Origin of the sequence: Mesorhizobium sp. M1D.F.Ca.ET.231.01.1.1, assembly GCF_003999155.2 — a bacterium.
GTDB lineage: Bacteria > Pseudomonadota > Alphaproteobacteria > Rhizobiales > Rhizobiaceae > Mesorhizobium.
Genome location: NZ_RZOZ02000015.1, coordinates 45,439 through 63,074 on the forward strand (window position 1 = coordinate 45,439; position 17,636 = coordinate 63,074).

Genomic DNA, 17,636 nt, shown 5'->3' on the forward strand with positions numbered 1-17,636 from the left:
GTGCGCCTGAATTTTCCGAGGGTTCACAGCGGGGCAGCCATCCGAGATGCCTCCTGTATCATTATCTCCCGCATCCAGATGCTTGCCGGATCGCTATTGTGGAGGGCCGGCCATTGGAGGGTCTCGGTGAATGTGGGAAATGGCAGCGGAAGTTCGATAACCCGCAGGGGGAACGTTTTTTCGAAATGCCTGACCAGCCGTAAGGGCATGGTCGCTATACGAGCTGTGCCGGACACCATAGGTGGAATCATGCTGAAGCCCTGCACGGCGACCTCGACACGTCTCTTAAGGCCATGCTCAAGCAAAAACCATTCCTCGATAGACGGCTTCATCGTACGCCCGAACCTGACCGCGACGTGCCTCATCGACATGTATCTCTCGAATGTAAGCTGCTGTGGCAGCTGCTTGTTTGTGGGACAGCCTACGCACACGAGCTTCTCGTCAAACAGCGCAATGCTTGAATGCACACTCGACGTGAACATATCCGGTAGAATTAGAAAATCGACGTCACCGCGCCGGAGAAGCTCATCGGGGCTATCGTCGACAGGCAGCAGTTCGAAGCTGACGGCGGGGGCTTCCCGTGAAATACGCTCCACAAGCTTTTCGAAAAACACGAGCGTGACGAAATCGGAAAGAATGATCCTGAAGAGGCGATCGGCTCGAGCTGGGTCAAACGGATCCGAAGAAATAATCGAGCACTGGATGTGCTGGAGAGCGTCGCGAACTGCGGGGGCAAATGCTGCCGCACGCGGGGTTAGAAATCGTTCGCGACCTCTTATCGTAAACAGTTCATCGCGGAAATAATCGCGCAGTCGGGCGACGGCCGCACTCATGGCGGGCTGACTCAGGTTGATCCTGCGTGCCGCCGCCGAGAGATTACGCTCCGTCAGGAGTGCGTCGAGCACAACGAGGAGATTTAGATCAAGTCCTTTGAAACGCATGTCATCAGCCATCCATGGGATGGATGCCTTTAACCGAAACAAACGACTTTAACAATTTAGCATTCTTGCAATCTTTTGTCGCAAAAAGTTTATGATGGATGACGTTAAGGTCCGACATATGAGCCGCGTGATCTGCCGAAGCGAGCAATCGTTCGTACTGTGCAGGTCAGAGATTGGCAGTTTGAAACGCCGGGCCGATGGCGCCGGGCTATCAACCAGCGTCTTCGGCGGCCCCGACCTAGCTGGGCGTGGAATCTAATAGGGTGCACCTTTCCAGTCCGAGGCGACTGATGGGCGGTTTGATCCTAAGCTGCCGTGAGGCCTGTGCCAATTGTATCGGCGAGCCAATGCAGCAGTCCGGCAGCGTTTTTGAGAGCTGTTGTAGGCTCGGCCTAAGCCCATTGGCGCAAGCCTATCTGAACGAAGCGCTTGGCCTTGCCGCTATCCGGTATGTGATCTGTGGTGTCTTCTCGTCCTGCTGTTCTTGTTTTGGAACGCCCTTATGGTGAGCCCATCCGGGACGTGGGGCACCGGGAGCACAAAGGTGCAGGCAGGCCGTCAATAGACCGTGGGCTGAGAGCCCGAGCTCGTTACATGGCCGCCCCTGGCGACTTTCCCGGATGCGCTGCGAGCGCGGATCAGTAGATGTCGTGTTGCCCGCCAGCTCCCGTCTTTGACCGAGCCAAGAAGGAGGAACGGGCATGCTTATCATCGGACTGGATATTCACCGCGCCTTCGCCGAAGCAGTGGCATGGGAGGAGGGCAGGCTCAGGCGACTCGGCCGCGTCGACATGCGGCGCGATCTGCTGGCGGCGTTCGCCGCGAAGCTGTCGCCGAACGATGTCGGGGTGATCGAGGCCACCGGCAGCGCGACGTCCGCTGCAGCTGTGATTGCGCCGCATGTGAAGAAGGTGGGGATCGCCAAGCCGAAACAGGTGTTTATCGTTGCCTATGCCAAGATCAAAACGACGATCGACGCCGACGTTCTTGCGCAGCTCTATGCCAGCGGCTTCTTGCCAGAAGTCTGGATTGCGGACGAGCCGACGCAGGCTCTGCGTCGACAGGTGACACGGCGCAATCAGATTGTCCGACAGAGATCTCGATTGAAGAGCGTCATCCAGTCGATCCTTCATAGCCACCTGATCCGTCCTGCCCGCATGCCGACCTGTGCGGCGCCAAGGGTCGGACCTGGTAATCGAGCAGGTCGTACCGCAGGACGAGCGCCTCGCGATCGATGGGCATCTGCGCGAGTTCGACCGATTGGGCGAAGACCTCCAGGTCATCGAACGCGATCTTGTCCGCTCGGCTCTCGAGGATGAAGGCGTGAAGCGGCTGATGACCATTCCCGGCGTCGACATCACCGTCGCGCTGGCGATGAAGGGCGGCGATCGGCGACGTGTCGCGCTTCGACGATCCGCAGAAGCTCGTGACCTATCTCGGGTTGAACCCAAGCGTCCAGCAGTCCGGCCAGGTCCGGCCTACCATGGGCGGATCACCAAGCAGGGCCGTGGTCATGCGCGCGGCATGCTCGTCGAGGCGGCCTGGGCGGCCGCTCGTGCTCCCGGACCGTTGCGAGCCTTCTCCCTGCGGCGTGCGAGCCCGGCGCGGACAGCATGTCGCGGCCGTGGCAACCGCACGCAAACTCTCTGTCGTGATCTGTCATCTGTTGAGAAGGGCGAGAGTTACGCGTAGGCTCGACCCTCCCTGCATGCCAAGAAGCTTGCGCGATGTGGAACTCAAGGCCGGGAGCAAGGCTGTGCGCGGCCAAAAGGGAGCGCACGCCTACAACATAAAGAGCCACCGGGAAGAAGAGCGCCGCTGGGTGGAGCAGGCCGAGGGCGCCTATGCACGCCTCGTCGCCGGTTGGAACCCACGAGGTCCGAAGAGGGTAGGCACGGATGCCGCAAACCGGGCGCCCAGCTTGGCATAAGGGCTACGTGGCCTCAGGAAGCGTCGTCGCCAATGCAGACCATGGACGAATTCCCAGCCGATGCCGAGATGCCGGTCGACCGTGCCTGTCGCCGTCCGGTGATGCGATGCCCCCGAGCGGATGAGTTCGCCCCGGATGCTCCCGGTCACGACGCACGGGTTCGGGTTCCAAGGCGCTCAGTTTTGTTCGCGCCCAATCGGTGTAGGACGCGGCAGAAAATACGAGCGTGACGAAATCGGGAAGAATGATCCTGAAGCGGCGATTCGGTAGAGCCGGGTCAAACTATCCGACGAAATAAACGAGCACTGGATGGGCGGGAGAGCGTCGCGAACTGGAGGGCAAGAGCTCCCGGACGCAGCGTTAAGTTTGAATACCTCCGCGGACATGGTCGCGAGCTTATCGCGCAAATAATCGAGCAGCCGAGCGCCGGCCGCACTCATGACCGGCTGGGCTCGGTTAATCCTGCATGCCGCGCCCATGAGGTTGCGCTCTGTCGGGAGTGCGTCGAGCACAACGACGAGATGTAGTTCACGATCTTTGAAACGCGTGGTCAACTATCCAAAGTGTGGATGCCTTTCATCGAAACAAACGATTTCATCAATGTTCTGGAATCCTGCATGGGCAGAAGCACCTGACGCACACCGATGCCCCCACTGCCTCATGGCGTGGCGAGCGTCTTAAGAAACCGCCCGAAAGGAGATTTTTCATGCGCTCTACCGGGCAGTGGAGTGCTGGGAAAGGGAGTTGCAACTGACCGGGTCCGACTTCTTCCGAGCCTATGGACAGACTGGGAGACGCGCACGGTGTAGCGGCTCACATCGTCATACTGCACCTACGCCACACACCGGCCGGACCTGATCCGGCTTTATGAGCATTGGGCTTTGTCAGTTGCCCAAGCGTGATGGCTTTCGCGACGCGGCGCGCCTCAGGAACTGAGCCGCGTCCAGGTCGAAACGCGGGAAAGAAAGACAGGAAACAGAATGGCCGATCAATTCGCAACGGACGTCATTGCCCTGATCAAGAAACGCGCCGAGTCGGAGAGCGGTGAGGGAATGCCTACGTCATTCGTCGGCGAGATAACAATCGCCACGGAACTGGACGCGCTCGGGTTTGATTCGCTGGGTTTGGCGGACGTCCTCTGGGATGTGGAGCAGGCCTACGGCATCAAGATCGACATGAACACGGCCGATGCCTGGTCCAATCTCAAGAATGTCGGCGACGTCGTGGAAGCCGTCCGCGGCTTGCTTGCGAAGGAGGCTTGAATGGACAGGCGCGTCGTTATCACCGGAGTGGGCGGCCTGTGCGGACTGGGCACCGACGCCGCCTCTATGTGGAAAGAGATGCGCGAAGGCCGCTCCGCCATCGGCCCGATCGCCAATTCCGAGCTTCATGACCTGGAGGGCATGACCGGCGCTGAGATCAAGGCGCTGCCCCAGCACGACATCAATCGCAAGCAGTTCGTCTCCATGGCCCGCTTCAGCTTGCTCGCCGTGCTTGCAGCGCGCGAAGCCATGCGGCAGGCCGGACTTTCCTGCGACGAGGGGAATGCCCATCGCTTCGGCGCGACAGTGGGCGTCGGCGGCTTGGGCTGGGATGTGATGGAGGAAACTTACCGGGCCCTCCTTTTGGACGGCGCGAGGCGAGTTGGCATCCTCGCTGTACCCAAAACGATGCCAAGCGCCGCCGCCGGCCAGGTGAGCTTGAGCCTCGGCTTGCGCGGGCCGGTCTTCGGGGTGACCTCCGCATGTGCCTCGGCCAACCATGCGATCGCCTCGGCGGTGGACCAGATCAAGCTGGGCCGGGCCGACGTAATGGTTTCCGGAGGCAGCGACGCACCCTTCGCATGGGGCGTGCTGAAAGCATGGGAAGCAATGCGCGTGCTTTCACCCGATACCTGCCGGCCCTTCTCCGCCGATAGGAAGGGCCTGGTGCTGGGCGAGGGTGCGGGCATGGCCGTGCTGGAAAGCTACGAGCATGCCACGAGGCGTGGTGCCACAATTCTTGCCGAGATCGCCGGCGTCGGCCTTTCCGCCGATGCCTTCCACATTGCCGCGCCATCTGTCGAGGGGCCAGCGTCGGCGATGCGCGCCTGCCTTGCCGATGCCGGGCTGAATGCCGAGGACGTCGACTACCTCAACGCGCACGGCACCGGTACCAAAAGCAATGATCAGACTGAAACGGCGGCGATCAAGCGTGTGTTTGGAAACCACGCTTATTCGATGTCCATCTCTTCCACCAAGTCCACGCACGCGCATTGCCTCGGCGCAGCGAGCGCGCTTGAAATGATCGCCTGCGTGATGGCAATCCAAGAGGACGTCGTGCCGCCGACCGCCAACTATCGCGAGCCAGATCCCGCTTGCGACCTCGACATCACACCCAATGTGCCGCGCGAGCGCAAGGTGCGCGTCGCCATGAGCAACGCCTTCGCCATGGGCGGTACGAACGCAGTTCTGGCATTCAGGCAGGTGTAGAAGCCATGCAAGACGCCTCATTTGAGGTCACCTGTCGTATCTAGCTGCTTGAGGGGCGGGGCATTGTGATACAGGGAGAGCTGTGGGGTCCCTCCTTCTCGGCCTCGACGATGTGGAAGGAGCCTGTGCGGCGAAACGGGCTAGACGCCCCCAGGCCCAGAACTTGGGCGAAACCAACTCCCACCAAAGGACAGCCGGTTTAGTAGCCGAACAATGAAACCTCGCTCGACGAGCCGCCGTCTCTACTGTCTCCGGCCTCACGCGGTTGAAGCGAACAGCGCAGCAGCTACTGTTCCGCACAACTCGGATGGCAATTGGGACAAGTCCGCACATGTCGTCACGTACGCTGAACGCCGCAGGTACAGCCAAACTGGGGCGGGGCGTTTCTGCCGTTTTGATAGAATTCTATCAAACTGACAATTTTCCTTGCATAAATGCAAGGAGAGCTCGGTTGACTCCCCTCCTTTCTTGTCAAGGATGAGTTTGCAGGCTGCGGTGCGGCAGAAGCCGGACAGAACAGCGACCGGTCGAGTAAAGGCCTGCGCAAACCGCATATTGCGAGCGCCCGCGCGGAGGAAGACGCTCGTCCTGGTGAAAGGCAACGATGCTCAGGCGCCATTGCCATTTGCCGAGGGCGTCCGCGCGCCGAAAATTTCGAAGCAACAAAGGTGAGATCGAGAATGATGATGACGAAATACAACACAGCTCACCGTCCAGTGCAGTTCTACCGGCGGGTGGCGGAGTGGGATGGGCTGCCAAATGGAACGTAAAAAGATCAGCAAGGAGATGCTTGGCGATAGTCAGGCGCTGCGCAAGCTGCGTGAGCACCTTGTCAAGGTGGCCAAGGCGAAGACTACGGTCCTGTTGCGAGGTGAATCCGGAACCGGTAAGGAGCTGGTTGCCAAAGCCATTCACGAGCTCTCGCCTCGCGCCAAGCAGCCCTTCATCAAGGTCAATTGCGCGGCGCTCACCGAGACGCTTCTGGAATCTGACTTGTTCGGTCATGAGAAGGGTGCCTTCACCGACGCGAGCAGTTTGCGCAAGGGGCGCTTTGAGGCTGCCGACAAAGGCACATTGTTTCTGGACGAGATTGGCGAAATATCAGGTTCGTTCCAGGCTAAGCTGCTGCGTGTCCTGCAGGAGCAGGAGTTTGAGCGCGTCGGCAGCAACCACACCATTAAAGTTGATGTTCGCGTGATTGCCGCAACGAACAGGGACTTGGAAACGGCAGTTCAACGCAAGGAGTTCCGGCAAGACCTCTATTATCGCATCAACGTCGTCACTTTACGCGTGCCGGCATTGCGCGAAAGGCGAGGTGATATTCCGCTCTTGGCCGCTCAGTTTCTCAAGAATTTCAATACTGAGAATGATCACACGCTGACCTTCGCTCCCGAAGCGATTGAGGTGCTAATGAACTGCGAATTTCCAGGCAACATCCGAGAGCTCGAAAACTGCGTTCAACGGACGGCAGTTCTGGCGACGGGTCCATCAATCCTCAGAACTGACTTTGCCTGTTACGCGGATCAGTGCTTGGCCGCGGCGCTGTGGAAGAACGGACCGCCGACGTCAGAGAAGTCGACTACGATCCAGCCTTCCGCCGCCTGTGCCGCCCCGCCCGTCGGCGACGGGCAAGCGCCGATAGGCCCTGCCACGAGTCGTGGTAGGGTGCCCGATGCCGATACGGTCATTGCTGCCATGGAAAAGTGTGGCTGGGTGCAGGCAAAGGCGGCGCGCCTGCTCGGTTTGACCCCGCGCCAGATCGGCTACGTGCTGAGAAAACGCGGTATCGAGATCAAGCGTCTCTGAAACAACCCGCCGAGCAAGAGCTGGAGCAGGTCAAGCATTGGTGCTCTGGCGAGCCCATCGGCCAGGCTTACGAAGTGGGTGTGAACAGCGCTGCCAAGATTCCGGCCGTGTGCTTTCTACCACGTAGTCATACTGGGGCTCTGCGACTGACAAACTAAAAAGGAGTAATCCTATGGCTAGTAACTTCGCTCTACACCGCAAGGCAAATCAATTCGACGTGCCTGGATCCAGAAATAATCGATGTATTATTGGTGACACGCCAGCATGCGTAGAGGCGACGCGCAGATCTCCGCTGGCGGGACCTGGTCGATACATTAGCTGATGGCTTACCGCTCGATATCACGCAATCTGAGATGGGCATGAAAGTGAGTTCGACCGCTGGACAGTTGCCGACCTCGTCAGGTATTGGCCCCTGCGACCGGTTGATCTGCGATATCCAAATTCGCGGAAGTTGGTCGAGACGAAACTGTCGCCCCGGCTCGTGACCGACCGCGCGCCCGGCAAGACCGAGTTACAAAGTTGCCGAGGCAGTTTGATGTGCGTTCCTGCATCACTGTACGGGACACGACCTGACGGGAGACTATGATGCGTAGCCAAAAAGAAAAGATGCTCGCAGGCGAGTTTTACAATGCGGCGGATCCGGAGATCCAAGCTGACCTGTTGGCCACCGGGGCTTGGCTCAAGCGGTACAATGATACGCTGGGGCAGACCACGGGGCATTGGCATGAGCTTTTGTCCGAGCGGCTGGGAGAGGTTGGGCGCGGAACGGTCATCCGTCCGCCCTTTTTTTGCGACTACGGATTCAATATCCGCATTGGAGCCAATGCCTACATCAACTTCAACTGCGTTATTCTTGACGTGGTAGAGGTCAAAATCGGGCAAGGAACGGCAATTGGGCCTGCTGTGCAGATTTATACCGCCGATCATCCACATGATGCCGAGCAGCGGCAGGCCGGCCTGCAGGTCGGGCGTCCTGTTCACATTGGCAGCCGTGTCTGGATCGGCGGTGGAGCAATCATTCTGCCTGGCGTCACGATTGGTGATAATGCAGTGGTAGGCGCTGGCTGCGTGGTCACACGAGATGTTCCCGCCGGGGCAAAGGTAGTGGGAATTCCTGCTCGCGTGGCCGACCCACATAAACAGGCATAATCAACCTCGTTGACCCTGGAGGTGCATGCGAACTGTCGAAACTGTGCCGAATTTTTGTCGAAGCCATTGAGCGCTGCATATGTTGTCGCGACTCGGGCGCTTCAGTTCTTTTGCCACGGGGGTCACAAGATCATGTGCGTAATGCCGCCGCAACGTGCTCACGTCCCGCAGCAGCGGACCCTTTCACATCGCCCAACGAATTCAGAGCCTACGTTGTGCTGCCACTAGCATTACTACTCACGAATGTATTCCCAACTGAGTTTTCGCCCTTGGAGGCAAGCAGCGACTCACCAGCAATCGCCGGCCATTAATCCTGGCTAGCATCGACCCCGACGAGGCGAGCCGCGGCGTTGCGGATCGGCATGTCGATGACCGTGATTGCGCCTTCGGCAAGGAAACGACGTTCGTTTCTGGTCAGCGTAGCCGAATCGATCACCGCAAAATGTGGGCCAGTGGAGCGCTTCATCAGCTGTCTGGCATATGTGCGCAGCATCTGATCGTTGAAGCGGCAGCCCACGAAGAAAAAACCCCGGTTGACGCGCCGTTGCTTCACCGCGTCCGGGATCGGCGTCTGGATATCAATTTCGGTTAGGACTTCGACGTAATCGGAATCAGCCACGAGGAAGTTTGCCGCCGGCCTGACGCTGCCGTGCGGCGCATAGAGCACCGTCCTAGCCACTTGTTCGGCCTCGAGTTCTGTTCCTGACAAATCGTAAGTTCTCGTCCAGATGTTACCGATTCCGGTCGCGCGCGTCGTTCCTTGTATCTCGACAACGTCTGTTTGGCCGGCCTCTGCAAGGGCTGCTCGCATGGCGCCATCGTACCAGCTGTCGATGATGACAGACAGTTGAAGGGTTGCGAGCCAGGCGTGAAGAACGGTCGGCTCGGCGGGGGCTGCGAATATCTCCGCCATCCACGCTTGGAGAGTCCGACGATGTCGGCGCTGCTCGATAAACTGCGCGACCGACCACATATTGGTGCGAATCCTGGAAGGGGCAGGCGCCCGCTTGTTGAGGGCCGCGGCGACATCTTCAGGGGTGCAAGGTACAGGTGATTCCGGTGGGTTAAGCTGCAGAAGACCAGGACCGAGATAGGGGATCACTCGATCGGCCTTGAGAGCGCCGTTCAGCAGGTCAATCAGTTTTTTGGCAAAACTGCCCCGGACGACGACGAGATGGTCCCAGCTCAGCATCGTGTTCATACGCGTTTCCTCTCCGCCACTGAACCCACCGGCATCAGGCCCCGTCGGAAATCTTCATCGCCTCGACGGTGATCGGCAAACGCGTGTCGCGCGGAAGGTCGGGCAGCATGAGCCGCCAACCGTTCCTGAGCGTCACGGTCCCGCCCCATAAGTCAGCGTTCTCAATCTCGGTGATCGGCTCTTCGAGATCCTTCTTGGGGACATAAGCCGACAAGCCAGTAGCGGTCCTGCGAATCATTACTTTCATCCGGCTGTTCCCCCGTTGGAAATGCCTTCAGCTCCGCAGGGAACCTCGACTTTGTCGAGGCTAATGAGTTCGCGCGCTCGCATGCCGACGACCGTGCCACGATCGATCCATTCGACCGCATAGATGAAGAATTGCTGGAGAAAGGTTCCAATGTCGCGCACGTAGCCTTCGTCGCCCTTCCGCACGAGGTTTTCGCCGATCTCCTTGCCGGGATAGGTGCCGTCGTTTTTTATGTGGCGTATCGCACGGACCCGCTCACCCTGCATGAACCGTGGCGGTCTGCCGATTTCGACCTCCTGTTCGCGTCTGGACCACATGCTGTCCATTCCTTTCTCGAGGCTTTTGTTGTGGTCGCGGGTTGCAGGCGTCGTCGTGCGGCGAACCCGACCGTTTCGGTAGGAATCAAGCGGGAACGCAGGTTTTCGGTACCGGACAGACCGACACGCATTGCTGCGTATCGAAGGCCTCCTTGCATTCGGTGCACTTGTTTGGATCGATCACATAGGCGTCGCCCTTGAACTTGATCGCTTCCGAAGGACATTCGAACTCGCAGGCCCCGCATTGGGTACATTGGGATGCGATGATCTTTAAAGCCATTCTAACTCCTGGTTATCGGACGAGACGGCTCAGGCCGTCGCCGCTAGTGGTCTGATCCCAAACTCTGCCGCGTAAAGTGCGCTGACTGCGGTCTCGATGTAGTCATGGCCATAGGCGTCGGTTACGCGCAGTCCAGCTCGCGAGAGTTGTTCCTTCGGGCGATTTCCGATCTTGGCGCATAGCACTATGTGTATGCCTTCGAGCGCTGCGATGACGCCCTCGAGGATGGCGTCTTCGCCCCCGCCTCCGAGGCAATACCGCTCGACCTTCCGATGCCCGACCAAGCTGATCCCTCTAGGCGAGACTTCATAAACCTGGAATTCCTTCGCGTGGCCGAAGTGTTCGTTGACCCGTCCACCTCCCTTAGTGGCCACCGCAACCAGAAGCGACTTTTCGGAGTCTGTTGCCTTGACCATACCGATGGCCTCGCTCCTCGCCGCCTCATGATCACGGCGCTCGTGTGCGACCACCTGCCGATAGGCCTGACGCTTGCCAGCATCGTAGGCGACATCGTCGGGAATCCCGTCCAGCGTGAATTCCTGGCCACGATCTTCACCGAGCAGGCCGACAGCATCTGCCCGGCACTGCCGGCAGTGGCGCATCAACTTGGCGCCACCTTCAAGTCGATCCTGAAGAGCCATCATCTCCATTGCCGTTGGGCCGCGCTGCCCGATGAGTCCGTAGTGGGTACCGTGCGCCGGGTCCGAAATCAGAGGCATCACGTTGTGCAGAAACGCGCCCCGCTCCCTGACCATTTTGTTCACCTCAAACAGGTGCTGGTCGTTCACTCCAGGAATCATCACCGAGTTGATTTTGGTGAGGATGCCGCGCGCGCTCAGCATCTCCAGGCCCAGCATCTGCCGCGCGTGCAAGATTCGAGCGGCTTCGATGCCGAAGTAGCGGCGATTTTCATAAAAGATCCATGGATAGATCTTCGCGCCGACTTCCGGGTCGACCATGTTGATGGTGACCGTCACGTGATCAACATTCATTTCGGCAAGCTCGGCGACATGGTCCGGCAGCACGAGCCCATTAGTGGAGACGCACAGCTTTATGTCGGGGATTTCCCTGATGACGCGGTCGAGCGTTGCCTTCGTTTTCTCCCAATCGTAACAGGCATCCCCCGGCCCAGCGATGCCAAGAACCGAAAGCTGCGGAACTTTGTTGGCAACGGCGATGACCTTGCGTAGCGCTTGGTCGGGCGTCAACTTCTCAGACACAACACCAGGCCGGCTCTCGTTGGCGCAATCGTATTTGCGATTGCAATAGTTGCACTGGACATTGCAAGCCGGCGCGACCGCCACATGCATACGCGCGAAATAATGATGCGCTTCCTCCGAAAAGCAGGGGTGATCCTTGATCCTTTCCCAAATAGCCGGATCCCCTTCGCCCGGGCTGGTCGGCGACGAGCCGTAGGAGGACGATGCGCAGCCACCGGATTTCGCGGCTGCCAGAAAACCCTCGGATGTCGTGCTAGTCGGCCCCTCAATCGAAACTGTCGGTGAGGACATCAAACGGCTCCGTTGCTGGTAACGTCGCGGTTCAAGGTGCAAGAGCCATACCAACTGAAAAAAGCGGCTTCAGTTCACTATTCGGGTCGATATCGCATTGTGTCAGGCCGGCGCGACACAATTTTGTCCTGCTTGCGACAGTGCAAGTCCAAATCCGTTCAGAAGCACGAAGCACTCCTTGTCGCGCACAGGGCGCGCAAGACCACTGGCCTGACGATTGGCTCATCAGGCTCTTAGAATTTCCTTCACCTCGATACTATGCCGGCGTATCGCCTAGCCGACTTGTCGCAGCTTGAGGCCGAGAATTCGAGCCGCATTAGCCTGAACCCAGCCGGCCTTCTCCATTGTGTCGATCAGCCGTCACGCTCCGTCCGCCGCGGTCTCAGCCCCCGTCCGGCCGTATCGTTAGAATCGCAAGTGGCTATCTCGTGTTCAGGGGGCGCCGATGCGCCGAACCGGCATCGTGCTGGCCCGTGAGAGCTCGTCGATGACATTGCCACGTTCCGAAAGATTGGTTCCTTCCAGAGGAGAACGCCAAGCACGCAGTTCTCCGGCTCGGACGTTGCCGGGGAAATAGCATTGCGAGATCAGCTCAACTGCCGACGGCGCAAAGCCATGGTTCTCCATATTTCAAGGGTAAGCGCTGTGTCCTTCCAGGAGGACCCGCGATCTGTGGGCCTGCCGATTCTGAGGTGGATCGGAGATCGGCTTGTGTCTGAACTTGAACTTACGATTGACCCTGAGCGGCAGCCTCGGCGTTTTCGAGGGTGATCAACGGCGCTGTTGGTCGGCGGCATTGGTCGATGGACGACAAGGCACGGAGTCATTCCGAGACCCTGGAGCCGACGCGGTGATCTCGGAGGTTGCCCGGCGCTACGGGCTGCGGCCGCGGCGGAACGCTCGCAAGCTTGCGACGTCGGCAGGACAGGCCACTCCCGCCTAGTGGTTTCGGTGGCGCCACCGGAACGACCCGTTGGGCCTATCCGTGCACCAGAGCTCAAGGCCACGGCCTGAGAATCGGCCGCCGCTCACCCTACTTGGTTCCTCAGCCGACTGCGCTAAGAAGGAGAGCAACTTCCGTCGGCGCGAGGATCATTGCGTCGTGGCCAGTGGCGAGTTCCTGCCACGCCCAGCCATCCTGCTTCGCGACCCATTCTCGCGCTCCCGCCATCGGCGGGTGGAGTGGATTAGTGCAGACGACATAGGTTCGGGGTCTGCCGTTGCCGAGCGGGTGCTCGAGCTTAAGTCCGCTTTCGTAGGTGCCTGCCGGATGCGGTGTTATCCGGCGCCGCACCCAGTCCGTGAGCGAGTGTCCCTCGGGAATGCCGAATGCTGTTGGCGGCGGAGTCGGCATGAAGATACCCCGTCCTTCCTCCGCAACCAATTTTCGACGGGCCGCGACGATGTCGGGGGGCATGGTGCTGAATACACTTTGACCGCTCTCGACGATGGCGCTGTCGAGATAAACGAGATGGCTGATATGGTCGGGTATCCGGTCGGCGGCGCCGGTGATGCTGATGCCGCCTAGACTGTGACCGACAAGGATCACATCGCTCAGCTCTTCCGTCACAATGTGGTTGACGATGTCGGTCACGAATGTGTCGGGCGTGATGTCCTTGCACAGCAAACGTGCGCGTTCGCCGACACCTGGTCGGCGTGGTCACGTGGCATCCCATCTTGCGAAGATTGGCAGCCACGTCCCGCCAACACCATCCGCCATGCCAGGCACCATGCACTAGCACATACGTCTTTGCCATGGGTTGTGCCGTTCCACTTGCTCACCGGCCGTTGTGGCTGCCATCCGGCACGATGGCCGGGCGTTGTCCCAAAGGGGCTCGACCACGTGACCGGTGGTAAGTCCGGCGCACAGGGCAGCGCCGTGGCCTGAGGACACCGCTAACGAGTCAAGGAAATTTGAATTGCGAAAGGCCAATATTCACTAGCTCTTTGCAAGTGGATGGAGAGGCTCATGGTGTGCCGCAGTTGCTCGCTGCCGGCATGCTCTTGGCACGGTCCCGGCTGATCATCCGAACTTGAACAGGACACCAAAGCCGCCGCGCGGATAGTTCCACTCGATGTCGCCGCCTTTCTCGCACAATATCCGGCAGGTGCCGCATTCCATGCAGCCGTCGGCGGTGATCTCGACTTGACCCTTGTCATTCAACTCATAGCATTTCGCCGGACAGACGTAGGTCAACGCAAGCAAGTTCGCGCTTGGCTTGTCGTGCGGTCGCACTATAATATGGGGGCGGCCGGAATCGACCAGATAGCGGTTCTGGTAAAGTTTGTCCTCGACACGAACCTTCGTCACTGCGATCGTCATCTTGTACCCTCTTCAGCGCCATGCCAATGCCAGGCGGACCGCGTCGCTGACCAACCCCCAGCGCGAGCGCGCGTTGATGAAGGCGGCCGTGGTGTTCTTTTCCTTCTCGATCTTCGGCGTGCCGTCGACACGCATGAAGTTCTGAGCGGCATGCGACATCAGCCGCGGATAGCTGTCAAAAAAGTTGCTGGAATTGGTGTGGAGCAAGGCTGGCATGTCCTTGTATTTCTTAAGATCCTTGATCACAAAGGAGTCATCCAGCATCGTCTTGTAGAGCGCAAGGTTCGCTTTGGTCATAGGACCGTTGCGGCTTTTGACTTTGATGATCGCCTCAGCCGCGACACGACCCGAGGTCATGGCAAGGTTCGAACCCTCACGGTGAATGGCATTGTTCAGTTGCGCTGCGTCGCCGACGATGACCCAACCGTCGCCGAAGAGCTGCGGAATGGCCTTGTAACCACCTTCGGGGATAAGATGGGCGGCATATTCTTTCACCTCCGAGCCAGCGATCAGCGGCCGGATCGAAGGATGGTTTTTCATCGCATCCAGGAGGGCGGACGGGCTCTCCATCGTCGCGGCGAAATCCGAGACCAGGCAGCCGATGCCGAGTGATATCGACTCCTTGTTGGTGTAAAGGAAGCCGAGCCCGGCCATGCTGCGAGAGATCGTGCCCACGGCCTCGATTACGCAGCCTTCATCGCCCTTGACCCCGAACCGCTGGCCAATGACCTCTTCGGGCAAGAAATGCATTTCCTTGACGGCAAGCGCCACGGTCTCCGGCTTCGGCATCTCGCGCAGGCCTGCGCGAGTGCCAAGCAATCCCGACACCCCTTCTGCGAGAACGACCACATTCGCGAAGACCACTCCGCCAGCCCGGTCTGTGCGGACGCCGATCACCTTGCCATTGCCATCACGGACGAGTTCCGTCGCGGTCGTCTCACACAGGACCGTCGCGCCAGCCTCGCGCACCTTGCGGGAAAACCATTTGTCGAACTGGGCGCGAATGATCGTGTAGCGGTTGGGTTTCGCCTCATTGAAGTCGTCCGACCGGTAATGAATTCCGGTGTGAGACGTGTCGTCCAACACCCAAAGTCGCTGTTCGACCAGGTGCCGCTCGAGGGGCGCATCATCCCGGAAGTCCGGGATGATCTTCTCCAGCATGTTCGCGTACATTATGGCACCCTGGACGTTCTTAGAGCCCGGATATTCCCCGCGCTCCAACTGCAGTACCTTCAGCCCCTGGCTTGCCAAAGTGTAAGCAGCTGCGTTTCCAGACATGCCGGCTCCGACCACTATGGCATCGAATTGTTCAATCATGTCCTCTCCCTCAACTCGCAAGCTTGTCTCGACTGTGCGGCGACAGCCGCCGGGTGAAGGCTTCCGTCAGTGCGGGCAGGAAGCGGATTGCATCCGTGACGATCCCGAGGTGGGCGAACTCGAAAATCGGCGCGTTCGGATCGGTGTTGATCGCGACGATGAGATCGGCCCCCTCGACCCCAACTCGGTGCTGGATGGCGCCGGAAATTCCGGCCGCGATGTAAAGCTTCGGTCGAATGGTCTTGCCAGTTTGTCCAATCTGTCGATCAGCCGGCATCCAGCCCTTCTGGACCAAGGGGCGCGAACAGCCATGCTCGGCGCCGATCGCTCGGGCAAGATTCTTCACAAGCTGAAGGTTCTCCGCCGCTCCGAGACCGAGGCCTCCCGCAACCACGACATCCGCATAGGCAAGATTTGCCATTGCCGACTGGTTATCCGGTAGGAAGCCGAGGACTTTGGTGACGATATCGTCCTCAACGAGCGACAGCTTGTGCCGCATGACACGCCCGACCGGCTTATCCACCCGTTGCGGCATAGGCATGACCCTTGGTCGCACCGTCGCCATTTGCGGCCGGTAATTTAGTGTATAGATCGTACACAACAATGAGCCACCAAAAGTCGGACGGGTCGCGGCGAGTGAACCGTCGGAATCTACATCAAGTTCGGTGCAGTCGGCCGTGAGCCCCGTCTGCAGGGTCGTCGCTACCGAGCCTGCAAGATCCCTGCCCAGTGTGGTCGCGCCGAGAAGGAGGATTTCGGGTTTATGGGTATTGACCAGATCCGTGAGCGCCTTGGCGAACGGCTCGTTCCGGTAGTCGGCGAGCGGCGGCGCATCGACGATGTAGACAAGATCCGCCCCGTAAGCGAAGGCCTCGGCAACAGCGTCCTCGACCATCTCGCCCGGCGGTCCCAGCACGACGCCCGCGAGCTGGACTTCAAGCTTGTCGGCCAATTTGCGGCCTTCGCCCAGCAGTTCGAATGATACAGGATGCACATTGCCGCGTTCGAGCTCGAGGAAGACCCACACGTGCCGGTAGTCTTTGAAATGGTCGGGAAGTTCTTTCTTTACACCGGCACGGCCGGGGGCAATGCGAGGGGTGGTTTGGCTTGCGGTCGACATTTTCTGCTCCTGGCCGTCACGTGCCGCTGTTGAAGGCCAGCTCATGTTCCAGCGCCGGCCGGCGGGTTAAGATATCGGCGATGAGTTCATCGGCTATGTCCTGCAAGCCCCTTTCCGCGGTGTCGATCTGCGCCGCCCTTTCTGCCCGTGCGGTGGGGGCGAAAACACGCTTGACGACTGTAGGCGAGCCACGCAGACCGCACCGGGTGAGATCGTCAATGCCGGCGTCGGCTGCAGTCCACTTCACGACTTGCCTGCGCGCCGCGCACAGAGCCTGCTGGAGCGAGCCCCGGCGGATTTCGTTGGTGTCTTCCAGCATGGTAATGAGGCAAGGGAGTCTGCTCTTCAGCAACTGGGTGCCGCCTTCGGCGCGACGCGCGACTTCGATCTCTCGCGTATCGAGATCGATGGAGGCAATCTTCGCGACATAGGTAAGTTGCGATAAATCTAGGCGCTTGGCTATGCCCGGTCCGACCTGGGCGGTATCGCCGTCAATCGTCTGCTTGCCGGTGAAGACGATGTCCGGCCTGCCGAAAGTCTCCCCAATTTTTGCGATTGCTTGCGAAAGAGCAAAGGAAGTCGCCAGCGTATCGGATCCGGCAAAATAGCGGTCCGTCAAGAGAACTGCTCGGTCAGCACCGTAACCGAGCGCCTTTCGCAGCGAGTCCTCCGCCATGGGCGGACCCATTGTGAGCACAGTAACCTCGCCACCATGAACGTCGCGCAGTTTGAGCGCTTCTTCGAGGGCGAACAGGTCGTAAGGATTGATGATGGTCGGAACACCCTGACGCATGATCGTGTTCGTCACCGGGTGCACGCGGATCTGTGCCGAATCCGGCACCTGCTTGATGCAGATTACGATATGCATTGGCGGTTTCTCTAAGCTCCCAGTCCGGATTCGTGCTTGGCGGTTCGCCTCATTGCCTGCATCGTTCATGCCAAGTCGTCTTCCTGCCTCTATTCCAGAAGGTGGCTTCGTTTGCTTCCGAGGAGGCGTCATGAGGACTGGATTTGTCGACTTCT

The 17,636-nt window shown here is 59.4% G+C and carries 16 protein-coding genes and 2 pseudogenes; 6 read left to right on the forward strand and 12 right to left on the reverse strand.

Going from position 1 to position 17,636, the window contains the following annotated elements; genetic code table 11:
* Positions 1–23 precede the first annotated feature (23 nt).
* A complete protein-coding gene (locus tag EN874_RS28895) occupies positions 24–941 on the reverse strand; it encodes a LysR family transcriptional regulator (RefSeq protein WP_024505887.1) in 918 nt (305 codons plus the stop codon).
* A gap of 701 nt (positions 942–1,642) precedes the next feature.
* On the opposite strand from EN874_RS28895, the pseudogene EN874_RS34960 reads away from it, so the two are divergent.
* The 6 genes and pseudogenes from EN874_RS34960 to EN874_RS28920 form a co-directional block, all read left to right on the forward strand.
* Positions 1,643–2,017 (forward strand): annotated as a pseudogene (locus tag EN874_RS34960) (IS110 family transposase); the annotation flags it as partial.
* A gap of 91 nt (positions 2,018–2,108) precedes the next feature.
* Positions 2,109–2,633, forward strand: a complete 525-nt coding sequence (locus EN874_RS34965; RefSeq protein WP_245265439.1) for a transposase — start codon at positions 2,109–2,111, stop codon at positions 2,631–2,633.
* 1,218 nt (positions 2,634–3,851) lie between these two features.
* Complete coding sequence (locus EN874_RS28905) at positions 3,852–4,133, forward strand: acyl carrier protein (RefSeq protein WP_126057635.1); 282 nt, start codon at positions 3,852–3,854, stop codon at positions 4,131–4,133.
* Complete coding sequence (locus EN874_RS28910) at positions 4,134–5,342, forward strand: beta-ketoacyl-[acyl-carrier-protein] synthase family protein (protein ID WP_126057636.1); 1,209 nt, start codon at positions 4,134–4,136, stop codon at positions 5,340–5,342.
* A gap of 762 nt (positions 5,343–6,104) precedes the next feature.
* Positions 6,105–7,148: pseudogene (nifA, locus tag EN874_RS28915) on the forward strand (nif-specific transcriptional activator NifA); the annotation flags it as partial.
* A 582-nt stretch (positions 7,149–7,730) separates the two neighbouring features.
* Positions 7,731–8,297, forward strand: coding sequence for a sugar O-acetyltransferase (locus EN874_RS28920; RefSeq protein ID WP_024505228.1), 567 nt, complete (start codon positions 7,731–7,733; stop codon positions 8,295–8,297).
* A gap of 307 nt (positions 8,298–8,604) precedes the next feature.
* On the opposite strand, the gene EN874_RS28925 is transcribed toward EN874_RS28920, so the two are convergent.
* The 11 genes from EN874_RS28925 to EN874_RS28975 all read right to left on the reverse strand — a co-directional run bounded on the left by EN874_RS28925 (position 8,605) and on the right by EN874_RS28975 (position 17,481).
* A complete protein-coding gene (locus EN874_RS28925) occupies positions 8,605–9,498 on the reverse strand; it encodes an SIR2 family protein (RefSeq protein ID WP_024505229.1) in 894 nt (297 codons plus the stop codon).
* A 34-nt stretch (positions 9,499–9,532) separates the two neighbouring features.
* On the reverse strand, positions 9,533–9,745 hold the full coding sequence (nifT, locus tag EN874_RS28930; protein WP_024505230.1) for a putative nitrogen fixation protein NifT: 213 nt from the start codon (positions 9,743–9,745) through the stop codon (positions 9,533–9,535).
* Complete coding sequence (locus EN874_RS28935; protein WP_024505231.1) at positions 9,742–10,062, reverse strand: nitrogen fixation protein NifZ; 321 nt, start codon at positions 10,060–10,062, stop codon at positions 9,742–9,744. Before EN874_RS28935 ends, nifT begins: the two co-directional genes overlap by 4 nt.
* Positions 10,063–10,147: 85 nt before the next feature.
* On the reverse strand, positions 10,148–10,342 hold the full coding sequence (locus EN874_RS28940) for a 4Fe-4S binding protein (protein WP_024505232.1): 195 nt from the start codon (positions 10,340–10,342) through the stop codon (positions 10,148–10,150).
* A gap of 29 nt (positions 10,343–10,371) precedes the next feature.
* Positions 10,372–11,853, reverse strand: coding sequence for a nitrogenase cofactor biosynthesis protein NifB (gene nifB / locus EN874_RS28945; protein WP_024505233.1), 1,482 nt, complete (start codon positions 11,851–11,853; stop codon positions 10,372–10,374).
* A gap of 273 nt (positions 11,854–12,126) precedes the next feature.
* Positions 12,127–12,198, reverse strand: a complete 72-nt coding sequence (locus EN874_RS34080; protein ID WP_245467364.1) for a helix-turn-helix domain-containing protein — start codon at positions 12,196–12,198, stop codon at positions 12,127–12,129.
* Between the two features lie 700 nt (positions 12,199–12,898).
* Positions 12,899–13,480: an alpha/beta fold hydrolase gene (locus EN874_RS28955; RefSeq protein WP_287152319.1), complete on the reverse strand. Its 582-nt coding sequence runs from the start codon at positions 13,478–13,480 to the stop codon at positions 12,899–12,901.
* 396 nt (positions 13,481–13,876) lie between these two features.
* Positions 13,877–14,176: a ferredoxin family protein gene (locus tag EN874_RS28960; RefSeq protein WP_024505235.1), complete on the reverse strand. Its 300-nt coding sequence runs from the start codon at positions 14,174–14,176 to the stop codon at positions 13,877–13,879.
* 12 nt (positions 14,177–14,188) lie between these two features.
* Positions 14,189–15,493, reverse strand: coding sequence for an FAD-binding protein (locus tag EN874_RS28965; RefSeq protein ID WP_126080604.1), 1,305 nt, complete (start codon positions 15,491–15,493; stop codon positions 14,189–14,191).
* Positions 15,494–15,503: 10 nt separating this feature from the next.
* The gene (locus tag EN874_RS28970; RefSeq protein WP_126063815.1) at positions 15,504–16,613 is read right to left on the reverse strand and encodes an electron transfer flavoprotein subunit alpha/FixB family protein; all 1,110 of its coding nucleotides are present in this window, start codon (positions 16,611–16,613) and stop codon (positions 15,504–15,506) included.
* A 16-nt stretch (positions 16,614–16,629) separates the two neighbouring features.
* A complete protein-coding gene (locus tag EN874_RS28975; RefSeq protein ID WP_126063816.1) occupies positions 16,630–17,481 on the reverse strand; it encodes an electron transfer flavoprotein subunit beta/FixA family protein in 852 nt (283 codons plus the stop codon).
* Positions 17,482–17,636 lie beyond the last annotated feature (155 nt).

Coding starts and splice junctions, on each gene's coding strand:
- EN874_RS28920 (WP_024505228.1), top strand. CDS start 7,731: ATGATGCGTAGCCAAAAAGAAAAGATGCTCGCAGGCGAGTTTTACAAT.
- EN874_RS28960 (WP_024505235.1), bottom strand. CDS start 14,176: ATGACGATCGCAGTGACGAAGGTTCGTGTCGAGGACAAACTTTACCAG.
- EN874_RS28970 (WP_126063815.1), bottom strand. CDS start 16,613: ATGTCGACCGCAAGCCAAACCACCCCTCGCATTGCCCCCGGCCGTGCC.
- EN874_RS28940 (WP_024505232.1), bottom strand. CDS start 10,342: ATGGCTTTAAAGATCATCGCATCCCAATGTACCCAATGCGGGGCCTGC.
- EN874_RS28895 (WP_024505887.1), bottom strand. CDS start 941: ATGCGTTTCAAAGGACTTGATCTAAATCTCCTCGTTGTGCTCGACGCA.
- EN874_RS28975 (WP_126063816.1), bottom strand. CDS start 17,481: ATGCATATCGTAATCTGCATCAAGCAGGTGCCGGATTCGGCACAGATC.
- EN874_RS28935 (WP_024505231.1), bottom strand. CDS start 10,062: ATGTGGTCCAGACGCGAACAGGAGGTCGAAATCGGCAGACCGCCACGG.
- nifT (WP_024505230.1), bottom strand. CDS start 9,745: ATGAAAGTAATGATTCGCAGGACCGCTACTGGCTTGTCGGCTTATGTC.
- EN874_RS28910 (WP_126057636.1), top strand. CDS start 4,134: ATGGACAGGCGCGTCGTTATCACCGGAGTGGGCGGCCTGTGCGGACTG.
- EN874_RS28965 (WP_126080604.1), bottom strand. CDS start 15,493: ATGATTGAACAATTCGATGCCATAGTGGTCGGAGCCGGCATGTCTGGA.
- nifB (WP_024505233.1), bottom strand. CDS start 11,853: ATGTCCTCACCGACAGTTTCGATTGAGGGGCCGACTAGCACGACATCC.
- EN874_RS28925 (WP_024505229.1), bottom strand. CDS start 9,498: ATGAACACGATGCTGAGCTGGGACCATCTCGTCGTCGTCCGGGGCAGT.
- EN874_RS28905 (WP_126057635.1), top strand. CDS start 3,852: ATGGCCGATCAATTCGCAACGGACGTCATTGCCCTGATCAAGAAACGC.